The sequence below is a fragment of the Streptomyces sp. CB02009 genome (assembly GCF_001905825.1).
GTDB lineage: Bacteria > Actinomycetota > Actinomycetes > Streptomycetales > Streptomycetaceae > Streptomyces.
In genome coordinates, this window is sequence record NZ_LIVV01000003.1 from 1 (window position 1) to 17,121 (window position 17,121).

A 17,121-nucleotide genomic window follows, 5' to 3' on the forward strand; every position below is an offset into this window, starting at 1 on the left:
GAGTAGGACGCCGCCGAACACCCGCCCTTTTAGCTCAGTCGGTAGAGCGTCTCCATGGTAAGGAGAAGGTCAACGGTTCGATTCCGTTAAAGGGCTCCGAAGTAAGAAGGCCCCCGCCTCTGGCGGGGGCCTTCTTGCGTTTCCGGGGCCGGGCGGGACGAAGGGACGGACGGACGGCGATCCCCCTGGGGGGATCGCCGGCGTCGTCAGCGGTCGTCCGGTTCGCGGAGGCGCATGGCCAGGATGGCCATGTCGTCGGAGGCAGGGGCCTGGGCGAAGCGTTCCACCGCGCGGAGCACCCGGGAGGCGACCGCACCGGCCGTCAGTCCCGTACAGGTCTTGAGGACTTCGGCGAGGCCGTCGTCGCCCAGCATGCGGGTGCCCTCGCGGCGTTCCGTCACGCCGTCCGTGACGCAGAGGAGGACGTCGCCCGGGTCGAGCGTGATGGTCTCCTCGTACAGTTCGAGGTCTTCCATCACACCGAGGAGGGGCTGCGGCTCGGCCGCGGAGGTGACCGTGCCGTCCGGGCGGAGGCGCAGGGGGAGCGGGTGGCCGGCGCAGACGACCTTGAGGATCGCGGAGCCGTCCTCCTGGGGGCGCATCTCGCCGTACAGGAGGGTGAGGAAGCGGCTGCGGGCGCCCTCGTCGAGGATCGCCGCGTTCAGGCGTTCCAGGACGGCCGGGCCGCCGAAGCCCTCGCGGGCCAGCAGACGGAGGGCGTGGCGGGCCAGGCCGGTGACGGCGGCCGCCTCGGGTCCCGTACCGCAGACGTCGCCGATGGCGAAGCCGTAGGCGCCGTCGCGGATCGGGAAGAGGTCGTAGAAGTCGCCTCCGACCTCGTTGCCCTCGCCGGCCGCGCGGTAGATGACGTCGACCTCGACCCCGGGGATGTGGGGGAGGCCGGGCGGGAGGAGGCTGCGCTGCAGGGACTGGCTGATCGCCACGCGCTCCGAGTACAGCCGGGCGTTGTCCAGGGCCAGGGCGGCCCGGCGCGAGAGGTCCTCGGCGAGCTCCAGGATCTCCTGGCGGAAGTGGTCCTCCGAGGGACGGCCCAGGGTCAGCATGCCGATGACCCGGTTGCGGGCGACCAGCGGCAGGACGACCGTCTCGCCCGCGACCGCGCTCGCGGTCGCCAGGGTGGTGTCGATGCCGGAGGAGAGCGGGCTCGTGGGGTGGTCGAGGGCGCGGACCGAGGCGCTCAAGGCCGCGCGGTGGGCGGCGTCGCCCGGTGCGGTCCAGACGCGGGCGCCGGGGGTCGGCACCGGGTCGGGCGGGGAGATGGAGGACAGCAGGTCCTTGAGGCCGTCGATGCGGTCCTCGTCCTCGTGGAGCACGTACGAGAGGTACGGGTCGGAGGACTGGTCGGCGATCGTGTAGACCGCGCACCAGGTGGCGAGGGTCGGGACCGTCATCTGGGCCATCAGGGCCAGGGTCTGGTCCCGGTCGAGCGTGCCCGCGAGCAGGTCGGAGGCCTCGACGAGGAAGCTGAGGGAGCCGCGGCGGAGGCGTTCCAGTTCGCCGAGGCGGGCGGACTCGACGGCCAGGGCGATGCGGTCGGCGGCGAACTGGAGGCGGAGGGCCTCCTCGTTCGAGTAGCGGTTCGCGGCCTCGGCGGCCACGCCGAGCGAGCCGGTGAGCCGGCCCTCTACCTTGAGGGGGACGGTGACGACCGAGCGCATGCCGGTGCCTTCGAGGAGGGGTACGGCGCCGGGAACGGCGGCCAGGTCCTCGTGCACGGCGGGCATGCGGGCGGAGCCGTAGCGGCTGGCGCCGGTCTCCACGGGGACGCGGGCGAAGCGCTGGCGGGCTGCCGGGAGGCCGGTGGTCGCCCGTACCTCGAGTTCCGTCTCGTCGTCCGTGGCGAGGAGCAGGAAGGCGGCGTCGCCGTCGAGCATGTCGCGGGCGCGTTCGACCGTGCGCTGGAGCAGGCCGTCGAGGTCGTCGGGGGCCGGGGAGCCGATGAAGACCTCGAAGGGGTCGGCGGCGCGGCTCTCGGAGCCCGGCTCGGAGGCGGGGCGCTGCGGGGTCTGCAGGATCGCGCGCTCGTGCTCGCGCACCAGGAGGCAGACGGTGGAGGGCTCGCCCTCGGCGTCGCGGACGCGGAGGTGGGCGGCGTAGACGGGGATGACGCGGCCGTCGGCGCAGCGGATGCCGTAGCTGCCCTCCCAGCGGGAGAGGCGGAGTGCCTCGGCGAGGCCGGTGCCGATGCCGGGGGTGTGGGGCCAGGCCGCGAGGTCGCCCAGGGGTTTGCCGGTGACCTGCTCGGAGGCGTATCCGAAGAGTTCCTCCGCGTCGTCGTTCCAGGCGGAGACGGCGCCGGCGCGGTCGATCTGGACGACGGCGACGCGGGCGCGGCTGTCGGTGACCGGGAGGAGCGCGTCGGGCAGGACGGGGCCCGCGGAGCGGGTGCCGACCGGGCGCTGGGCGAGGTCGAGGTGGAACCAGACGTGCTTGCGCGTCGGCGTGTAGTCGACGCCCCAGCGGTGGGCGAGGGCGGCGCAGAGCAGCAGGCCGCGGCCGTTCTCCCGGTCGGGGCTGCCGAGGGTGCGGCCGCTCTGGACGGGGATCTCGCGCTCGGGGTACCGGTCGGCGACCTCGACGCGGATGCTGTCGTCGGAGCGGAGGCAGAGCACCTCGGCCGCGGTGCCGGCGTGGATGACGGCGTTGGTGACGAGCTCGCTGGTCAGGACGACGGCGTCGTCGACGAGCTCGGGGTGTCCCCAGCCCTGGAGGGTGTCCCGGACGAAGGCGCGGGCGGCCGCGACGGACCGCCCGACGGGCTCGAAGCTGGCAGTCGCCCGCGCGGTGATCACAGAACTCCTCGTACGCGTCTCGACGCCCGGCTCTGCCATGCTCGGTCTGTCCCTCCCGCTGCCCGGTGGTCGTACGCGCACCACGCCGCCCCTGCCGGGCGGACCGGGGCGGTTGGACAGTCGGAAGCCAGGTTACTTACCTTCACCGTCCGAGCGGATGCCGGTCATCGCTGAATCCGTCCCCAGGGGGTAGGGACGGATGTGCGAAGCTGCCGAACTGTTATCGCCTGGTTCGGTGGCGGTGAAACACTGGGCAGGCTACCGGCGAAAGCCGGAGCGGAACGGTCGACCCCTTTCGGGAGGGACACGGTGGAACCTGGCACGGCAGCGCGGCGCGGCGGAGGCAGCGGTACGCGCGCGAGGGGCGGGCGTTCCCGTGGGGGGACGGTGCAGGTGGACGCGGCGGCGCTGGAGCGGCTGCTCGCCGCACTGGTGTCCATGCGGGACGGAAACCTCCGCAGGCGGCTCACGGTGTCCGGCGACGGGGTCATGGCGGAGATCTCCGCCGTGTTCAACGAGGTCGCGGACCGGCAGATGCACGTGACGGGAGAGCTGTCCCGGGTCCGCCGCGTGGTGGGTCGCGAGGGCAAGCTGTCCGAGCGCCTGGAGGCGGGGGCCGGTGAGGGGGCGTGGGCGGCGGCGATCGAGGCCGCGAACGCCCTCGTCGACGATCTGGCCCGGCCGGTGTCCGAGGTGGGACGGGTGCTCTCGGCGGTCGCCGAGGGTGATCTGGACCAGCGGATGGACCTGCGTTCGGAGGGTGCCGACGGGGCGGTGAGGCCGCTGCGCGGGGAGTTCCTGAAGGTCGCCCGTACCGCGAACAACCTCGTCGACCAGCTGTCGGTGTTCGCCTCCGAGGTGACCAGGGTCGCCGTCGAGGTGGGTACGGACGGCAAGCTGGGCGGCCAGGCGCAGGTGCGCGGGGTGTCCGGTTCGTGGAAGGACCTCACGGACTCGGTCAACACGATGGCGAACCGGCTGACGGCCCAGGTGCGGGACATCGCGCTGGTGACGACGGCGGTCGCGGACGGTGACCTGTCGCAGAAGGTCACGGCGAACGTGGCCGGCGAGATGCTGGAGCTGAAGAACACCGTCAACCGGATGGTCGATCAGCTGTCGTCGTTCTCCTCCGAGGTGACCCGGGTCGCCCGTGAGGTGGGTACGGAGGGCGAGCTCGGCGGTCAGGCAGAGGTGGCCGGGGTCGCCGGTGTGTGGAAGGACCTCACGGACTCCGTCAACACGATGGCGGGCAACCTGACCAACCAGGTGCGCGGTATCGCGGAGGTCACCACGGCGGTCGCCAACGGTGACCTGTCGCAGAAGGTGCGGGTGTCGGCGCGCGGTGAGATCGCGCAGCTGGCGGACACCATCAACCAGATGACGAAGACCCTGCGGATCTTCGCCGACGAGGTGACCCGGGTGTCGGGCGAGGTCGGCGCCGAGGGCCTGCTCGGTGGGCAGGCGCAGGTGCCGGGGGCGGCGGGGACGTGGAAGGACCTCACGGACTCGGTCAACACCGTCTTCCGGAACATCACTACGCAGGTGCGTGACATCGCGCAGGTGACGACGGCGGTGGCCAACGGCGACCTGTCGCAGAAGGTCACCGTGGACGTGGCCGGCGAGATGCTGGAGCTGAAGAACACCGTCAACACGATGGTGGACCAGCTGTCGGCCTTCGGTTCCGAGGTGACCCGGGTGGCCCGGGAGGTCGGTGTCGAGGGTCTGCTCGGCGGCCAGGCCGAGGTGAAGGGTGCGGCGGGGACGTGGAAGGACCTCACCGATTCGGTGAACACGGCCTTCCGGAACCTGACGGGTCAGGTGCGTGACATCGCGCAGGTGACGACGGCGGTGGCCAACGGCGACCTGTCGCAGAAGGTCACCGTGGACGTGGCCGGCGAGATGCTGGAGCTGAAGAACACCGTCAACACGATGGTGTCGCAGCTGTCGTCGTTCGCGGACCAGGTGACGCGGATGGCGCGGGACGTGGGCACCGAGGGCCGTCTGGGCGGCCAGGCGCGGGTGGACGGCGTGTCGGGGCGCTGGCGGGAGCTCACCGACTCGGTGAACTTCATGGCCGGGAACCTGACGTCGCAGGTGCGGCAGATCGCGCAGGTGACGACGGCGGTGGCGCGGGGCGACCTGTCGCAGAAGATCGACGTGGACGCGCGCGGCGAGATCCTGGAGCTGAAGAACACCATCAACACGATGGTCGACCAGCTCTCCGCGTTCGCGGACCAGGTGACCCGGGTGGCCCGTGAGGTGGGCACCGACGGGCGTCTCGGCGGGCAGGCGCAGGTGCCGGGTGTGGCCGGTGTGTGGCGTGATCTGACGGATTCGGTGAACGGCATGGCCGGAAACCTGACGACGCAGGTCCGCAACATCGCTCAGGTCGCCACGGCGGTGGCGCGCGGTGACCTGTCGCAGAAGATCGACGTGGACGCGCGCGGCGAGATCCTGGAGCTGAAGAACACCCTCAACACGATGGTGGACCAGCTGTCGAACTTCGCCGAGCAGGTGACGCGGGTGGCCCGCGAGGTGGGCACCGAGGGCATCCTGGGCGGTCAGGCCGAGGTGCAGGGGGTCTCCGGCACCTGGAAGGACCTCACCCAGTCCGTGAACTTCATGGCGAACAACCTCACCATCCAGGTGCGGAACATCGCCGAGGTCACCACGGCGGTCGCCAAGGGCGACCTGTCGAAGAAGATCACCGTCGACGCCCGGGGCGAGATCCTGGAGCTGGTGACGACCGTCAACACCATGGTGGACCAGCTGTCGAACTTCGCCGACGAGGTCACCCGCGTGGCCCGCGAGGTGGGCACGGAGGGCATCCTGGGCGGTCAGGCGCGGGTCCGGGGCGTCACCGGCACCTGGAAGGACCTGAGCGACAACGTCAACCTGATGGCCAACAACCTGACGAGCCAGGTGCGGAACATCTCGCGGGTCTCGGCGGCCGTCGCCAACGGCGATCTGACGAAGAAGGTGACGGTCGAGGCGCGCGGCGAGGTCGCCGAGCTCGCCGACACCGTCAACACCATGGTGACGACCCTGTCGTCGTTCGCCGACGAGGTCACCCGCGTGGCCCGTGAGGTGGGTACGGAGGGCGAGCTGGGCGGCCAGGCCCGGGTGCCGGGCGTCTCGGGCACCTGGAAGGACCTGACCGAGTCGGTGAACTCGATGGCCTCCAACCTCACCGGTCAGGTGCGCCAGATCGCGGCCGTCACCACGGCCATCGCCAAGGGCGACCTCACCAAGAAGATCGACATCGACGCGCGCGGCGAGATCCAGGAGCTGAAGAGCACCATCAACACGATGGTCGACCAGCTGTCGAACTTCGCCGAGGAGGTCACGCGCGTGGCCCGTGAGGTGGGTACGGACGGGCAGCTGGGCGGTCAGGCCCGGGTGCGTGACGTGGACGGCACCTGGCGGGACCTGACGGAGTCCGTGAACGAGATGGCCGGGAACCTGACCCGGCAGGTGCGGGCGATCGCCGCCGTCGCCACGGCGGTGACGCGGGGCGACCTGAACCTGAAGATCGACGGTGTCGACGCGGCGGGCGAGATCCAGGCCCTCCAGGAGAACATCAACACCATGATCGCCAACCTGCGTGACACCACCCTCGCCAACGAGGAGCAGGACTGGCTGAAGGGCAACCTGGCCCGTATCTCCGGCCTCATGCAGGGCCGGCGGGACCTGGACGACGTCGCCTCGCTCATCATGAGCGAGCTGACGCCGGTGGTCTCGGCCCAGCACGGTGCCTTCTTCGTGGCGATGCCGACCGGCTCCGCCCACAGCGACGCCGAACTCGTCGGTGAGGGAGAGGGCTCGTACGAGCTGCGGATGCGCGGGAGTTACGGCTACTCCGCCGGGTCCATGCCGACCTCGTTCCGGCCCGGCGAGACGCTCATCGGGACGGCGGCCGAGGAGAAGCGGACCATCCAGGTCAACGTTCCGCCCGGCTATCTGAAGATCTCCTCCGGGCTCGGGGAGGCCTCTCCGGCGCATGTGATCGTGCTTCCGGTGCTCTTCGAGGGCAAGGTGCTCGGTGTGATCGAGCTGGCCTCCTTCCAGCCGTTCACGCAGATCCAGCGGGACTTCCTCAACCAGCTCGCCGAGCTGATCGCCACCACGGTCAACACGATCAGCGTCAACACCAAGACCGAGGTGCTGCTCCAGCAGTCGCAGGAGCTCACCGAGCAGCTCAAGGAGCGTTCGGCGGAGCTGGAGCACCGGCAGAAGGAACTCCAGGGCTCCAACGCCGAACTGGAGGAGAAGGCCGAGCTGCTCGCCCGGCAGAACCGCGACATCGAGGTGAAGAACACCGAGATCGAGGAGGCCCGGCAGGTCCTGGAGGAGCGGGCCGAACAGCTCGCCGTCTCCATGCGGTACAAGTCCGAGTTCCTGGCGAACATGTCGCACGAGCTGCGCACCCCGCTCAACTCGCTGCTGATCCTGGCCAAGTTGCTCGCGGACAACGCCGAGACCAATCTGACGCCGAAGCAGGTCGAGTTCGCTGAGACCATCCACGGTGCCGGTTCGGACCTGCTCCAGCTGATCAACGACATCCTCGACCTGTCGAAGGTCGAGGCGGGCAAGATGGACGTGTCGCCGACCCGGATCGCGCTGGTCCAGCTCGTCGACTACGTGGAGGCGACGTTCCGGCCGCTCACGGCGGAGAAGGGGCTCGACTTCTCGGTGCGGGTCTCGCCCGAGCTGCCGGCCACGCTCCACACCGACGAGCAGCGGCTGCTCCAGGTGCTCCGCAACCTCCTCTCCAACGCGGTGAAGTTCACCGACACGGGAGCGGTGGAGCTGGTGATCCGGCCCGCCGGGGCGGATGTGCCGCAGTCGATCCGCGAACAGCTCCTGGAGGCCGGTTCGCTGCGCGATCCGGAGGCCGATCTGATCGCCTTCTCCGTCACGGACACCGGGATCGGGATCGCGGCGAGCAAGATGCGGGTCATCTTCGAGGCGTTCAAGCAGGCGGACGGCACGACCAGCCGGAAGTACGGCGGTACGGGTCTGGGGCTCTCGATCAGCCGGGAGATCGCGCGGCTGCTCGGCGGCGAGATCTTCGCGGCGAGCGAGCCGGGCCGGGGCTCGACGTTCACCCTCTATCTGCCGCTGAACCCGACGGAGCTGCCGGCCGGCTACGGGCAGGGGGCGGCCGACGACCCGCAGCAGGGCGTCGAGGAGGGGGCCGCCGGGGCCGCCGGGGCCGTTCATCCGTTCCCGCACTTCCCGCCGCCGCCGGTGCGGACGGAGGCGCGGTCCGGGGCGGGCGCACTCTTCCGGCACCGGCGGAAGGCGGCCGCGGAGGCGACCGGGGCGCGGACGGCGTCGCCGGGGCAGTCCGGGCAGCAGATCGCCGTCGACCGGGCGGAGCAGGAGGTGGAGGCCGAGCCGCGCCGCACGTTCGGCTTCTCCGGCGAGAAGGTGCTCATCGTCGACGACGACATCCGCAACGTCTTCGCGCTGACCAGCGTCCTGGAGCAGCACGGACTCGCGGTGCTGTACGCGGAGAACGGGCGGGAGGGCATCGAAGTCCTGGAGCAGCACGACGATGTGACGATCGTCCTGATGGACATCATGATGCCGGAGATGGACGGATACGCGACGACGACCGCGATCCGGCGCATGCCGCAGTTCGCGGGGCTGCCGATCATCGCGCTGACGGCGAAGGCGATGAAGGGCGACCGGGAGAAGGCGATCGAGTCCGGCGCCTCGGACTATGTGACCAAGCCGGTCGATCCCGACCACCTGCTGTCCGTGATGGAGCAGTGGATGCAGGGGGAGTGACGCGGGCGGGGCCCGTGGCGCGGGGGAGTGCCCCCGCGCCACGGGTGTGCCGCGGGTCCGGCGACCGGGCGCGGCCCGGGCCTCGCGCCCGTCGTCGACGGGCTGTCGCCAGGGGGTGTGAGAGGCCGGGATACGGGGAACCTTCTGGTCTCCCACCGCGTTTCAGGTACGTGCACAGTGACATCGCGGTGACAGGGTGTGGCGACGGGCGGGGTGCGGCTACGATGACCGGCACAAGGACGGACGGCGTTAGGGAGTCGTCTTCTGGGGCGGCGCCCGGTGCTTCCCCCGGTTCGGGGAGCCGGGGAGAGACGTTGCCGGGGCGAGGAGGACGGGGCATGGTGCAGAAGGCCAAGATCCTCCTGGTCGATGACCGGCCGGAGAATCTGCTGGCGCTGGAGGCCATTCTCTCCGCGCTCGATCAGACGCTGGTGCGGGCATCGTCCGGGGAGGAAGCGCTCAAGGCGCTGTTGACGGACGACTTCGCGGTCATCCTGCTCGACGTGCAGATGCCGGGCATGGACGGCTTCGAGACCGCCGCGCACATCAAGCGGCGGGAGCGGACCCGGGACATCCCGATCATCTTCCTCACCGCCATCAACCACGGCCCCCACCACACGTTCCGTGGGTACGCGGCCGGGGCGGTCGACTACATCTCGAAGCCGTTCGACCCGTGGGTGCTGCGCGCCAAGGTCTCGGTCTTCGTCGAGCTGTACATGAAGAACTGCAAGCTGCGCGAGCAGGCAGCGCTGCTGCGGCTCCAGCTGGAGGGCGGCGGCGAGGCCGGTCACGGCAAGGAGGCTGCGGGTCTGCTCGCCGAGCTCTCGGCCCGTCTCGCGGCCGTCGAGGAGCAGGCGGAGGCGCTGTCCAAGCAGCTCGACGACGACTCCGCCGACGCGGCGGCCGTCGCCACGGCCGCGCATCTGGAGCGCAAGCTCACCGGGTTGCGCCGGGCCCTGGACGCGCTGGAGCCGGGCACGGGCGCCGCGCCGTCGCTGCCGGCCCAGGGCTGACGCACCGTCACCAGGGTGCCGGATGCCCGGCGTCCCGCGTGATGCGGCGTCAGCTTCGCGGCGCGGTGGGAGCGACACGAACGGGTGAGGCGGACAGCAGGTCGTCACACCGGTAACCTCGGCATCATGGCTTCACGTACGTCCGGCAAGGGTTCCCAGGGCACGGCGGGCACCGCAAAGCCGCGCGCCGGCCGTACGACGGGCGCCGCGAAGAAAGCGGCACCCGCGAAGTCCCCCGCGAAGCCGCCCGCCAAGAAGGCGGCGGCCAAGAAGGCCGCGCCCGCCAAGCGTGCACCCGCGCGGAAGACTGCGGCGAAGAAGGCGGCTCCGCGCCCCGCGCCGTCCCCCACCGGGGGCGTCTACCGGCTCGCGCGCGGCGCCTGGCTCGGTCTCGCGCACGGCGTGGGGGCGGTGTTCCGGGGGATAGGGCGCGGCGCCAAGGGCCTCGACCCGGCCCATCGCAAGGACGGGCTCGCCCTGCTGCTCCTCGGCCTCGCGCTGATCGTCGCCGCGGGCACCTGGTCCAACCTCCGCGGCCCCGTCGGCGACCTCGTCGAGATGCTGGTCACCGGTTCCTTCGGGCGGCTCGACCTGCTCGTTCCGCTGCTGCTCGGCGCGATCGGCGTGCGGCTCATCCTCTTCCCGGAGAGGCCCGAGGCCAACGGCCGGATCAGCATCGGCCTCTCCGCCCTCGTCATCGGCATCCTCGGCCAGGTCCACATCGCCTGCGGCTCACCCGGCCGCGGCGACGGCAGCGAGGCCATGCAGGACGCCGGCGGCCTCATCGGCTGGGCGGCGTCCCAGCCGCTCGTCTTCATGATGGGCGAGGTCCTCGCCGTCCCCATGCTGGTCCTGCTCACGCTCTTCGGACTGCTCGTCGTCACCGCCACGCCGGTCAACGCGATCCCGCAGCGGCTGCGTGCCCTCGGCGCCAGGCTCGGCATCGTCGAGCCCGCCCACGACCCCGCGGAGGACCAGCCCGAGGGCCGCGGAGGCCCCGCCGGGGAGTACGACGAGTACGACGAGGAGTGGCGCGAGGCCCGGCCGCAGCCCCGCGCCGCCCGGCCCGCGCGCCGCCGCGGCCCCGTGGACCCCTACGACGTGGAGCGGGCCGAGGCCGAGATGCTCGACCGGCGCGGCCGGTCGGCCCGCCATTCCTCCCCCGAGCCCGCCTTCGACCACGGCCTCGATCCGGTGGACGTCGCCGCGGCCGCGGCCGCCGCGCTCGACGGCGCGGTGCTCAACGGCATGCCGCCCTCCCCGATCGTCGCCGACCTCACCAGGGACGTCACCGCCGACCGCAAGGCCGCCGTGGACGCCGCCGCGAAGGCGGCGGCCAAGGCCGCGGAGAAGGCGGCTCCGGCCGCTCCCGTACCGCCGGCCCGTGGCGGGGACCCGCGGTCCGGCGGAGGCGTACCGGACCTGACCAAGCCGGCGCCCGAGCCGACCGATCTGCCGCCCCGGGCCGAGCAGCTCCAGCTGGCCGGCGACATCACGTACTCCCTGCCCTCGCTCGACCTCCTGGAGCGGGGCGGGCCCGGCAAGACGCGCAGCGCCGCCAACGACGCCGTGGTGGACTCGCTCTCCAACGTCTTCACCGAGTTCAAGGTCGACGCCGCGGTCACCGGCTTCACCCGGGGACCGACGGTCACGCGGTACGAGGTCGAGCTCGGCCCCGCCGTGAAGGTCGAGAAGATCACGGCCCTGACCAAGAACATCGCGTACGCCGTGGCCTCCCCGGACGTACGGATCATCTCGCCGATCCCCGGCAAGTCCGCGGTCGGCATCGAGATCCCCAACAGCGACCGGGAGATGGTCAACCTCGGCGACGTCCTGCGGCTCGCCGCCGCGGCGGAGGACGACCATCCGATGCTCGTGGCGCTCGGCAAGAACGTCGAGGGCGGCTACGAGATGGCCAACCTGGCGAAGATGCCGCACGTCCTGGTCGCCGGTGCCACCGGCTCGGGAAAGTCCTCCTGCATCAACTGCCTGATCACTTCGATCATGATAAGAGCGACCCCCGAGGACGTCCGGATGGTCCTCGTCGACCCCAAGCGGGTCGAGCTCACCGCGTACGAGGGCATCCCGCACCTCATCACCCCGATCATCACCAACCCCAAGCGGGCCGCCGAGGCCCTCCAGTGGGTGGTGAAGGAGATGGACCTCCGGTACGACGACCTGGCGGCCTTCGGCTACCGGCACATCGACGACTTCAACCAGGCGATCCGGGACGGCAAGATCAAGCTGCCCGAGGGCAGCGAGCGGGAGCTCAACCCGTACCCGTACCTGCTCGTCATCGTCGACGAGCTCGCCGACCTGATGATGGTGGCGCCGCGGGACGTCGAGGACTCGATCGTCCGCATCACGCAGCTCGCGCGCGCCGCCGGCATCCACCTGGTGCTCGCCACCCAGCGGCCGTCCGTCGACGTCGTCACCGGCCTCATCAAGGCCAACGTGCCCTCCCGGCTCGCGTTCGCGACCTCCTCGCTCGCCGACAGCCGGGTCATCCTCGACCAGCCGGGCGCCGAGAAGCTCATCGGAAAGGGTGACGGACTGTTCCTGCCGATGGGTGCCAACAAGCCCGTCCGCATGCAGGGCGCCTTCGTCACCGAGCACGAGGTCGCGGCCGTCGTGCAGCACTGCAAGGACCAGATGACCCCGGTCTTCCGGGAGGACGTCACCGTCGGGACCCGGCAGAAGAAGGAGATCGACGAGGACATCGGCGACGACCTCGACCTGCTGTGCCAGGCCGCCGAGCTGGTCGTCTCCACGCAGTTCGGCTCCACGTCGATGCTCCAGCGGAAGCTGCGCGTCGGTTTCGCGAAGGCCGGGCGGCTGATGGACCTCATGGAGTCGCGGAACATCGTCGGGCCGAGCGAGGGCTCCAAGGCACGCGACGTGCTGGTCAAGCCCGACGAGTTGGACGCGGTGCTGGACGTGATCCGGGGGCAGTCGGGGGAGTAGCCCGGAGCGCGTAGCCCGATCGGAGCAGGGCGTGGCGCCGGCCGGAGTGCGCGGGTGGGGAGCGGGTACGCGATCGAGACCGGGTCGAGACTCACTCGTAAGGGAAGGGAGGGCAACCGTTTCCCCTGGCCGTACGTCAAGTTGAGCGGAGGGACAGAAGGATGTCCCAGCCTCATGGCGTACAAACAGCACCCGCCCGGTTGCCCCACCCTTTCGTACCACCCATAGACTGAACGTCCAGCAGGTGGCTACACGCTCGAAAGGCGCTCTCGTGTCCATCGGCAACTCCCCCGAAGACGACCGGATCTTCCCGGCAGACGACCGGGACTCGATCGGTCGCGCTCTCCAGCAGACCCGCATCGCCGCCGGTCTCACCGTCGAAGAGGTCAGTGCCTCCACCCGTGTCCGGATTCCGATCGTCCAGGCGATCGAGGAGGACGACTTCTCCCGCTGCGGCGGCGACGTCTACGCCCGCGGCCACATCCGCACGCTCGCGCGTGCCGTCGGCCTCGATCCGGCCCCGCTGATCGAGCAGTACGACGCCGAGCACGGCGGCCGCCCCGCGCCCACCCCCGCCGCCCCGCTGTTCGAGGCGGAACGCATCCGCCCCGAGCCGCGCCGGCCCAACTGGACCGCCGCGATGGTCGCGGCCATCGTCGCCGTCGTCGGTTTCGTCGGCTTCACGATGTTCAACGGCAACGAGGCGCCCAAGGGCACCACCGCCGCGGACGGCGGACCGGCGCCCGCGCCGGAGAAGGCCACGTCCGCCGGCAAGCCGAAGCCGGTCAAGCCCGCGCCGCCGAAGCCCACCGAGAGCGCGATCGCCGCGGTCCCGCAGGACAAGGTGACGGTGAAGATGACCGCCACCGACGGCAAGAGCTGGATCTCGGCGAAGGACGCCAACGGCAAGCTGCTCTTCGACGGCCTCCTCATGGACGGCGAGTCCAAGACCTTCCAGGACGACGAGCGCGTCGACCTGGTCCTCGGCAACGCCGGAGCGATCGAGCTCTACGTGAACGGCAAGAAGATCGACGACAAGTTCGAATCCGGCCAGGTCGAGCGGCTGACCTACACCAAGGGCGACCCCGAGGCCGGCTGAGCCGCCCCTCCAGGCCCCTGATGTGGCCCCTGTCGCGCAGGTGAACCCTGCGCGACGGGGGAACGGCCGGGACGAAGTAGTCTTGAGTCCATGCCCGAACGCCGTACCGTCGCCCTTGTCACTCTTGGCTGCGCCCGTAACGAGGTGGACTCGGAGGAGCTCGCAGGCCGCTTGGCAGCGGACGGCTGGGAGCTCGTCGAGAACGCCGAGGACGCGGATGTCGCCGTCGTCAACACCTGTGGATTCGTCGAAGCCGCCAAGAAGGACTCCGTCGACGCCCTCCTCGAAGCCAATGATCTGAAGGACCACGGCCGCACCCAGGCCGTGGTCGCCGTCGGCTGCATGGCCGAGCGCTACGGCAAGGAACTCGCCGAGGCCCTCCCGGAAGCCGACGGCGTCCTGGGCTTCGACGACTACTCCGACATCTCCAACCGCCTCCAGACCATCCTCAGCGGTGGCAGTGTCGAGGCGCACACCCCGCGTGACCGGCGCAAGCTGCTGCCGCTCTCGCCGGTGGAGCGCCAGGCGGCCGCCGCCGCGGTCGCCCTCCCCGGCCACGGCGCCGTGGACGCGCCCGCTCCCGCCGCCCCGGCCACCGCGCCCGAGGACGTGCCGAGCGACCTGCCGGAGGGCCTCGCGCCCGCCTCCGGGCCGCGCGCCCCGCTCCGCCGGCGCCTGGACGCCAGCCCCGTCGCCTCCGTGAAGCTGGCCTCCGGCTGCGACCGTCGCTGCTCCTTCTGCGCCATCCCCTCCTTCCGCGGCTCCTTCGTCTCGCGCCGTCCCTCGGACGTGCTGAACGAGACGCGCTGGCTCGCCGAGCAGGGTGTGAAGGAGGTCATGCTGGTCTCCGAGAACAACACCTCGTACGGCAAGGACCTCGGCGACATCCGGCTCCTGGAGAGCCTGCTGCCCGAGCTCGCCGCGGTCGACGGCATCGAGCGCGTCCGCGTCAGCTACCTCCAGCCCGCCGAGATGCGCCCCGGCCTGATCGACGTCCTCACGTCGACCGACAAGGTCGTGCCGTACTTCGACCTGTCCTTCCAGCACAGCGCGCCCGACGTGCTGCGGGCCATGCGCCGCTTCGGCGACACCGACCGGTTCCTGGAGCTCCTGGAGACCATCCGGAGCAAGGCCCCGACCGCCGGCGCCCGCTCCAACTTCATCGTCGGCTTCCCCGGCGAGACCGAGGCCGACTTCGCCGAGCTGGAACGCTTCGTCACCCACGCCCGGCTCGACGCCATCGGCGTCTTCGGATACTCCGACGAGGACGGCACCGAGGCCGCCACGTACGAGCACAAGCTCGACCAGGACGTCGTCGACGCCCGCCTCGCCCACCTCTCCCGGCTCGCCGAGGAGCTCACCGCGCAGCGCGCGGAGGAGCGGATCGGAGAGACCCTTGAAGTGCTCGTCGAGTCCGTGGACGAGGAGGACGGCGTGATCGGCCGTGCCGCCCACCAGGCGCCCGAGACCGATGGGCAGGTGGTCCTCACCACAGCCGCCGGTACGAGCCCCGACCTGGCCCCGGGCCGTATGGTCGTGGCGAAGGTCGTCGGCACGGAGGGCGTCGACCTGGTGGCCGAGTGTCTTTTCGAGGAGGCAGGCAGATGACCGGAGTCCCGGCATCCGCGACGGGCGGGACCGGTAGGCCGGCGCCCCGCGGCAAGCTGGGCACGGCGGCCGTCAACCAGGCCAGCCTGTGGAACATCGCCAACATCCTGACCATGATCCGGCTCGTGCTCGTGCCGGCCTTCGTGCTGCTGCTCTTCCAGGACGGTGGCCACGACCCCGCATGGCGGGCCTGGGCCTGGGCGGCGTTCGCCGTCGCCATGATCACGGACGTCTTCGACGGGCACCTCGCCCGTGCGTACAACCTGGTCACGGACTTCGGGAAGATCGCCGACCCGATCGCCGACAAGGCGATCATGGCGGCCGGACTCGTCTCGCTGTCCCTGCTCGGGGACCTGCCCTGGTGGGTGACCGGCGTCATCCTGGCCCGCGAGCTGGGGATCACCCTCATGCGGTTCTGGGTGATCCGCCACGGGGTCATCCCGGCCAGCCGCGGCGGCAAGATGAAGACGCTCGCCCAGGGCACGGCGGTCGGCATGTACGTGCTGATGCTCACCGGGCCGCTCGCCACCCTGCGCTTCTGGGTGATGGCGGTGGCCGTGGTGCTGACGGTCGTCACCGGACTGGACTACGTCCGCCAGGCGGTCGTGCTGCGCCGCAAGGGGCTCGCCGCCGAGCGGGCCGCCGCGCGGCCGGAGACGGCGACGCGATGACCGAGGCCGCCCGGGTGCTGGCGCTGCTCGCGGAGCGTGGTCACACGCTCGCCGCGGCGGAGTCGCTCACGGGCGGACTGGTGGCCGCGGAGCTCACCGGGGTGCCCGGTGCCTCGGTCTCCTTCCGGGGGGCCGTCACGGCCTACGCCACGGACCTCAAGCAGGAGCTGCTCGGCGTCGACGCGGGCCTGCTCGCCGAGTGCGGAGCGGTGGATCCCGAGGTCGCGCTGCAGATGGCGGCCGGTGCGCGGGCCCGGCTCGGCGCCGACTGGGGGATCTCGACGACCGGGGTGGCCGGTCCCGATCCGCAGGACGGACAGCCGGTCGGAACCGTCTACGTGGCGGTCGCGGGACCCGCCGCGACGGGCGCCCGCGCCGGGAAAGTGGTCTCGTTGAGATTGAACGGCGACCGCGCGGACATCCGTAGAGAGAGTGTGCGGAGCGTGCTGGAACTGCTCCTTGAGGAACTCTCGGGAAATGCGCGGGCACAGGATACGGAACACAACGGGGGGGATTGATGTTTGCAGCCCTGAGTGAACACGACATCGCTCCCCGCACGGCCGCAGCGCGAGGCGGTACGGTGGGGCGTGAAGGATGCGGCTACGCGGTCCGAGGAGGGAGCCACCGATGATTCTGCTCCGTCGCCTGTTGGGTGACGTGCTGCGTCGGCAGCGCCAGCGCCAAGGCCGTACTCTGCGCGAAGTCTCCTCGTCCGCCCGAGTCTCGCTCGGCTATCTCTCCGAGGTGGAGCGGGGGCAGAAGGAGGCTTCCTCCGAACTGCTCTCCGCGATCTGCGACGCGCTGGACGTACGGATGTCCGAGCTCATGCGTGAAGTGAGCGACGAGCTGTCACTGGCCGAACTGGCCGAGTCGGCAGCGGCGAGCGAACCGGTGCCGACGCCGGTACGCCCGATGCTCAATTCGGTGTCGGTGACCTCGGTGGGCCGCGTGCCCACCGAGCGGGTGACCATCAAGGCGCCCGCGGAAGCGGTGGACGTCGTCGCCGCCTAGTCATCGCCGTACGAAGCGATACGGGTCGAGCCCCGGTCCGCGCCCCTCAGGGGGCGCCGGCCGGGGCTTTTCCCATGCCTCCGCGAGGTCGCGGGGAACTGTCCGAGATGCCGGTTTCTGGTGCCGCGTGCCATGGTGGGGGGAAC

Annotated in this window: 9 protein-coding genes and 1 tRNA gene; 9 read left to right on the top strand and 1 reads right to left on the bottom strand. The window is 71.0% G+C overall.

All coding sequences use genetic code 11. The features are described from left to right. Nucleotides 1-23 precede the first annotated feature (23 nt). Nucleotides 24-96: transfer RNA gene (locus AMK27_RS13055), tRNA-Thr, on the top strand. A 110-nt stretch (nucleotides 97-206) separates the two neighbouring features. Here AMK27_RS13055 and AMK27_RS13060 read toward each other — a convergent pair. Next, nucleotides 207-2,852, bottom strand: coding sequence for a SpoIIE family protein phosphatase (locus tag AMK27_RS13060; protein ID WP_073906132.1), 2,646 nt, complete (start codon nucleotides 2,850-2,852; stop codon nucleotides 207-209). Nucleotides 2,853-3,122: 270 nt separating this feature from the next. Between AMK27_RS13060 and AMK27_RS13065 the strand changes: the two genes are divergently transcribed. The 8 genes from AMK27_RS13065 to AMK27_RS13100 all read left to right on the top strand — a co-directional run bounded on the left by AMK27_RS13065 (nucleotide 3,123) and on the right by AMK27_RS13100 (nucleotide 16,975). Beyond that, a complete protein-coding gene (locus tag AMK27_RS13065) occupies nucleotides 3,123-8,609 on the top strand; it encodes a HAMP domain-containing protein (RefSeq protein ID WP_198955860.1) in 5,487 nt (1,828 codons plus the stop codon). 338 nt (nucleotides 8,610-8,947) lie between these two features. Continuing rightward, nucleotides 8,948-9,622, top strand: a complete 675-nt coding sequence (locus AMK27_RS13070) for a response regulator (RefSeq protein WP_073906138.1) — start codon at nucleotides 8,948-8,950, stop codon at nucleotides 9,620-9,622. Nucleotides 9,623-9,748: 126 nt separating this feature from the next. Then, nucleotides 9,749-12,586 (top strand): DNA translocase FtsK, encoded by a 2,838-nt coding sequence (locus tag AMK27_RS13075; RefSeq protein WP_073906140.1) that lies wholly within the window; start codon nucleotides 9,749-9,751, stop codon nucleotides 12,584-12,586. Nucleotides 12,587-12,857: 271 nt separating this feature from the next. After that, a complete protein-coding gene (locus AMK27_RS13080; protein ID WP_073906143.1) occupies nucleotides 12,858-13,685 on the top strand; it encodes a helix-turn-helix domain-containing protein in 828 nt (275 codons plus the stop codon). A 90-nt stretch (nucleotides 13,686-13,775) separates the two neighbouring features. Beyond that, nucleotides 13,776-15,293, top strand: a complete 1,518-nt coding sequence (rimO, locus tag AMK27_RS13085; protein WP_073906146.1) for a 30S ribosomal protein S12 methylthiotransferase RimO — start codon at nucleotides 13,776-13,778, stop codon at nucleotides 15,291-15,293. Further along, the gene (gene pgsA / locus AMK27_RS13090; protein ID WP_073906148.1) at nucleotides 15,290-15,964 is read left to right on the top strand and encodes a CDP-diacylglycerol--glycerol-3-phosphate 3-phosphatidyltransferase; all 675 of its coding nucleotides are present in this window, start codon (nucleotides 15,290-15,292) and stop codon (nucleotides 15,962-15,964) included. Before rimO ends, pgsA begins: the two co-directional genes overlap by 4 nt. Further along, nucleotides 15,961-16,482 carry a CinA family protein gene (locus AMK27_RS13095; protein ID WP_073906149.1) on the top strand — a complete coding sequence of 174 codons (522 nt, stop codon included), beginning with the start codon at nucleotides 15,961-15,963 and terminating at the stop codon, nucleotides 16,480-16,482. Before pgsA ends, AMK27_RS13095 begins: the two co-directional genes overlap by 4 nt. Nucleotides 16,483-16,591: 109 nt before the next feature. Then, complete coding sequence (locus AMK27_RS13100; protein ID WP_030326330.1) at nucleotides 16,592-16,975, top strand: helix-turn-helix domain-containing protein; 384 nt, start codon at nucleotides 16,592-16,594, stop codon at nucleotides 16,973-16,975. Nucleotides 16,976-17,121: the final 146 nt, after the last annotated feature.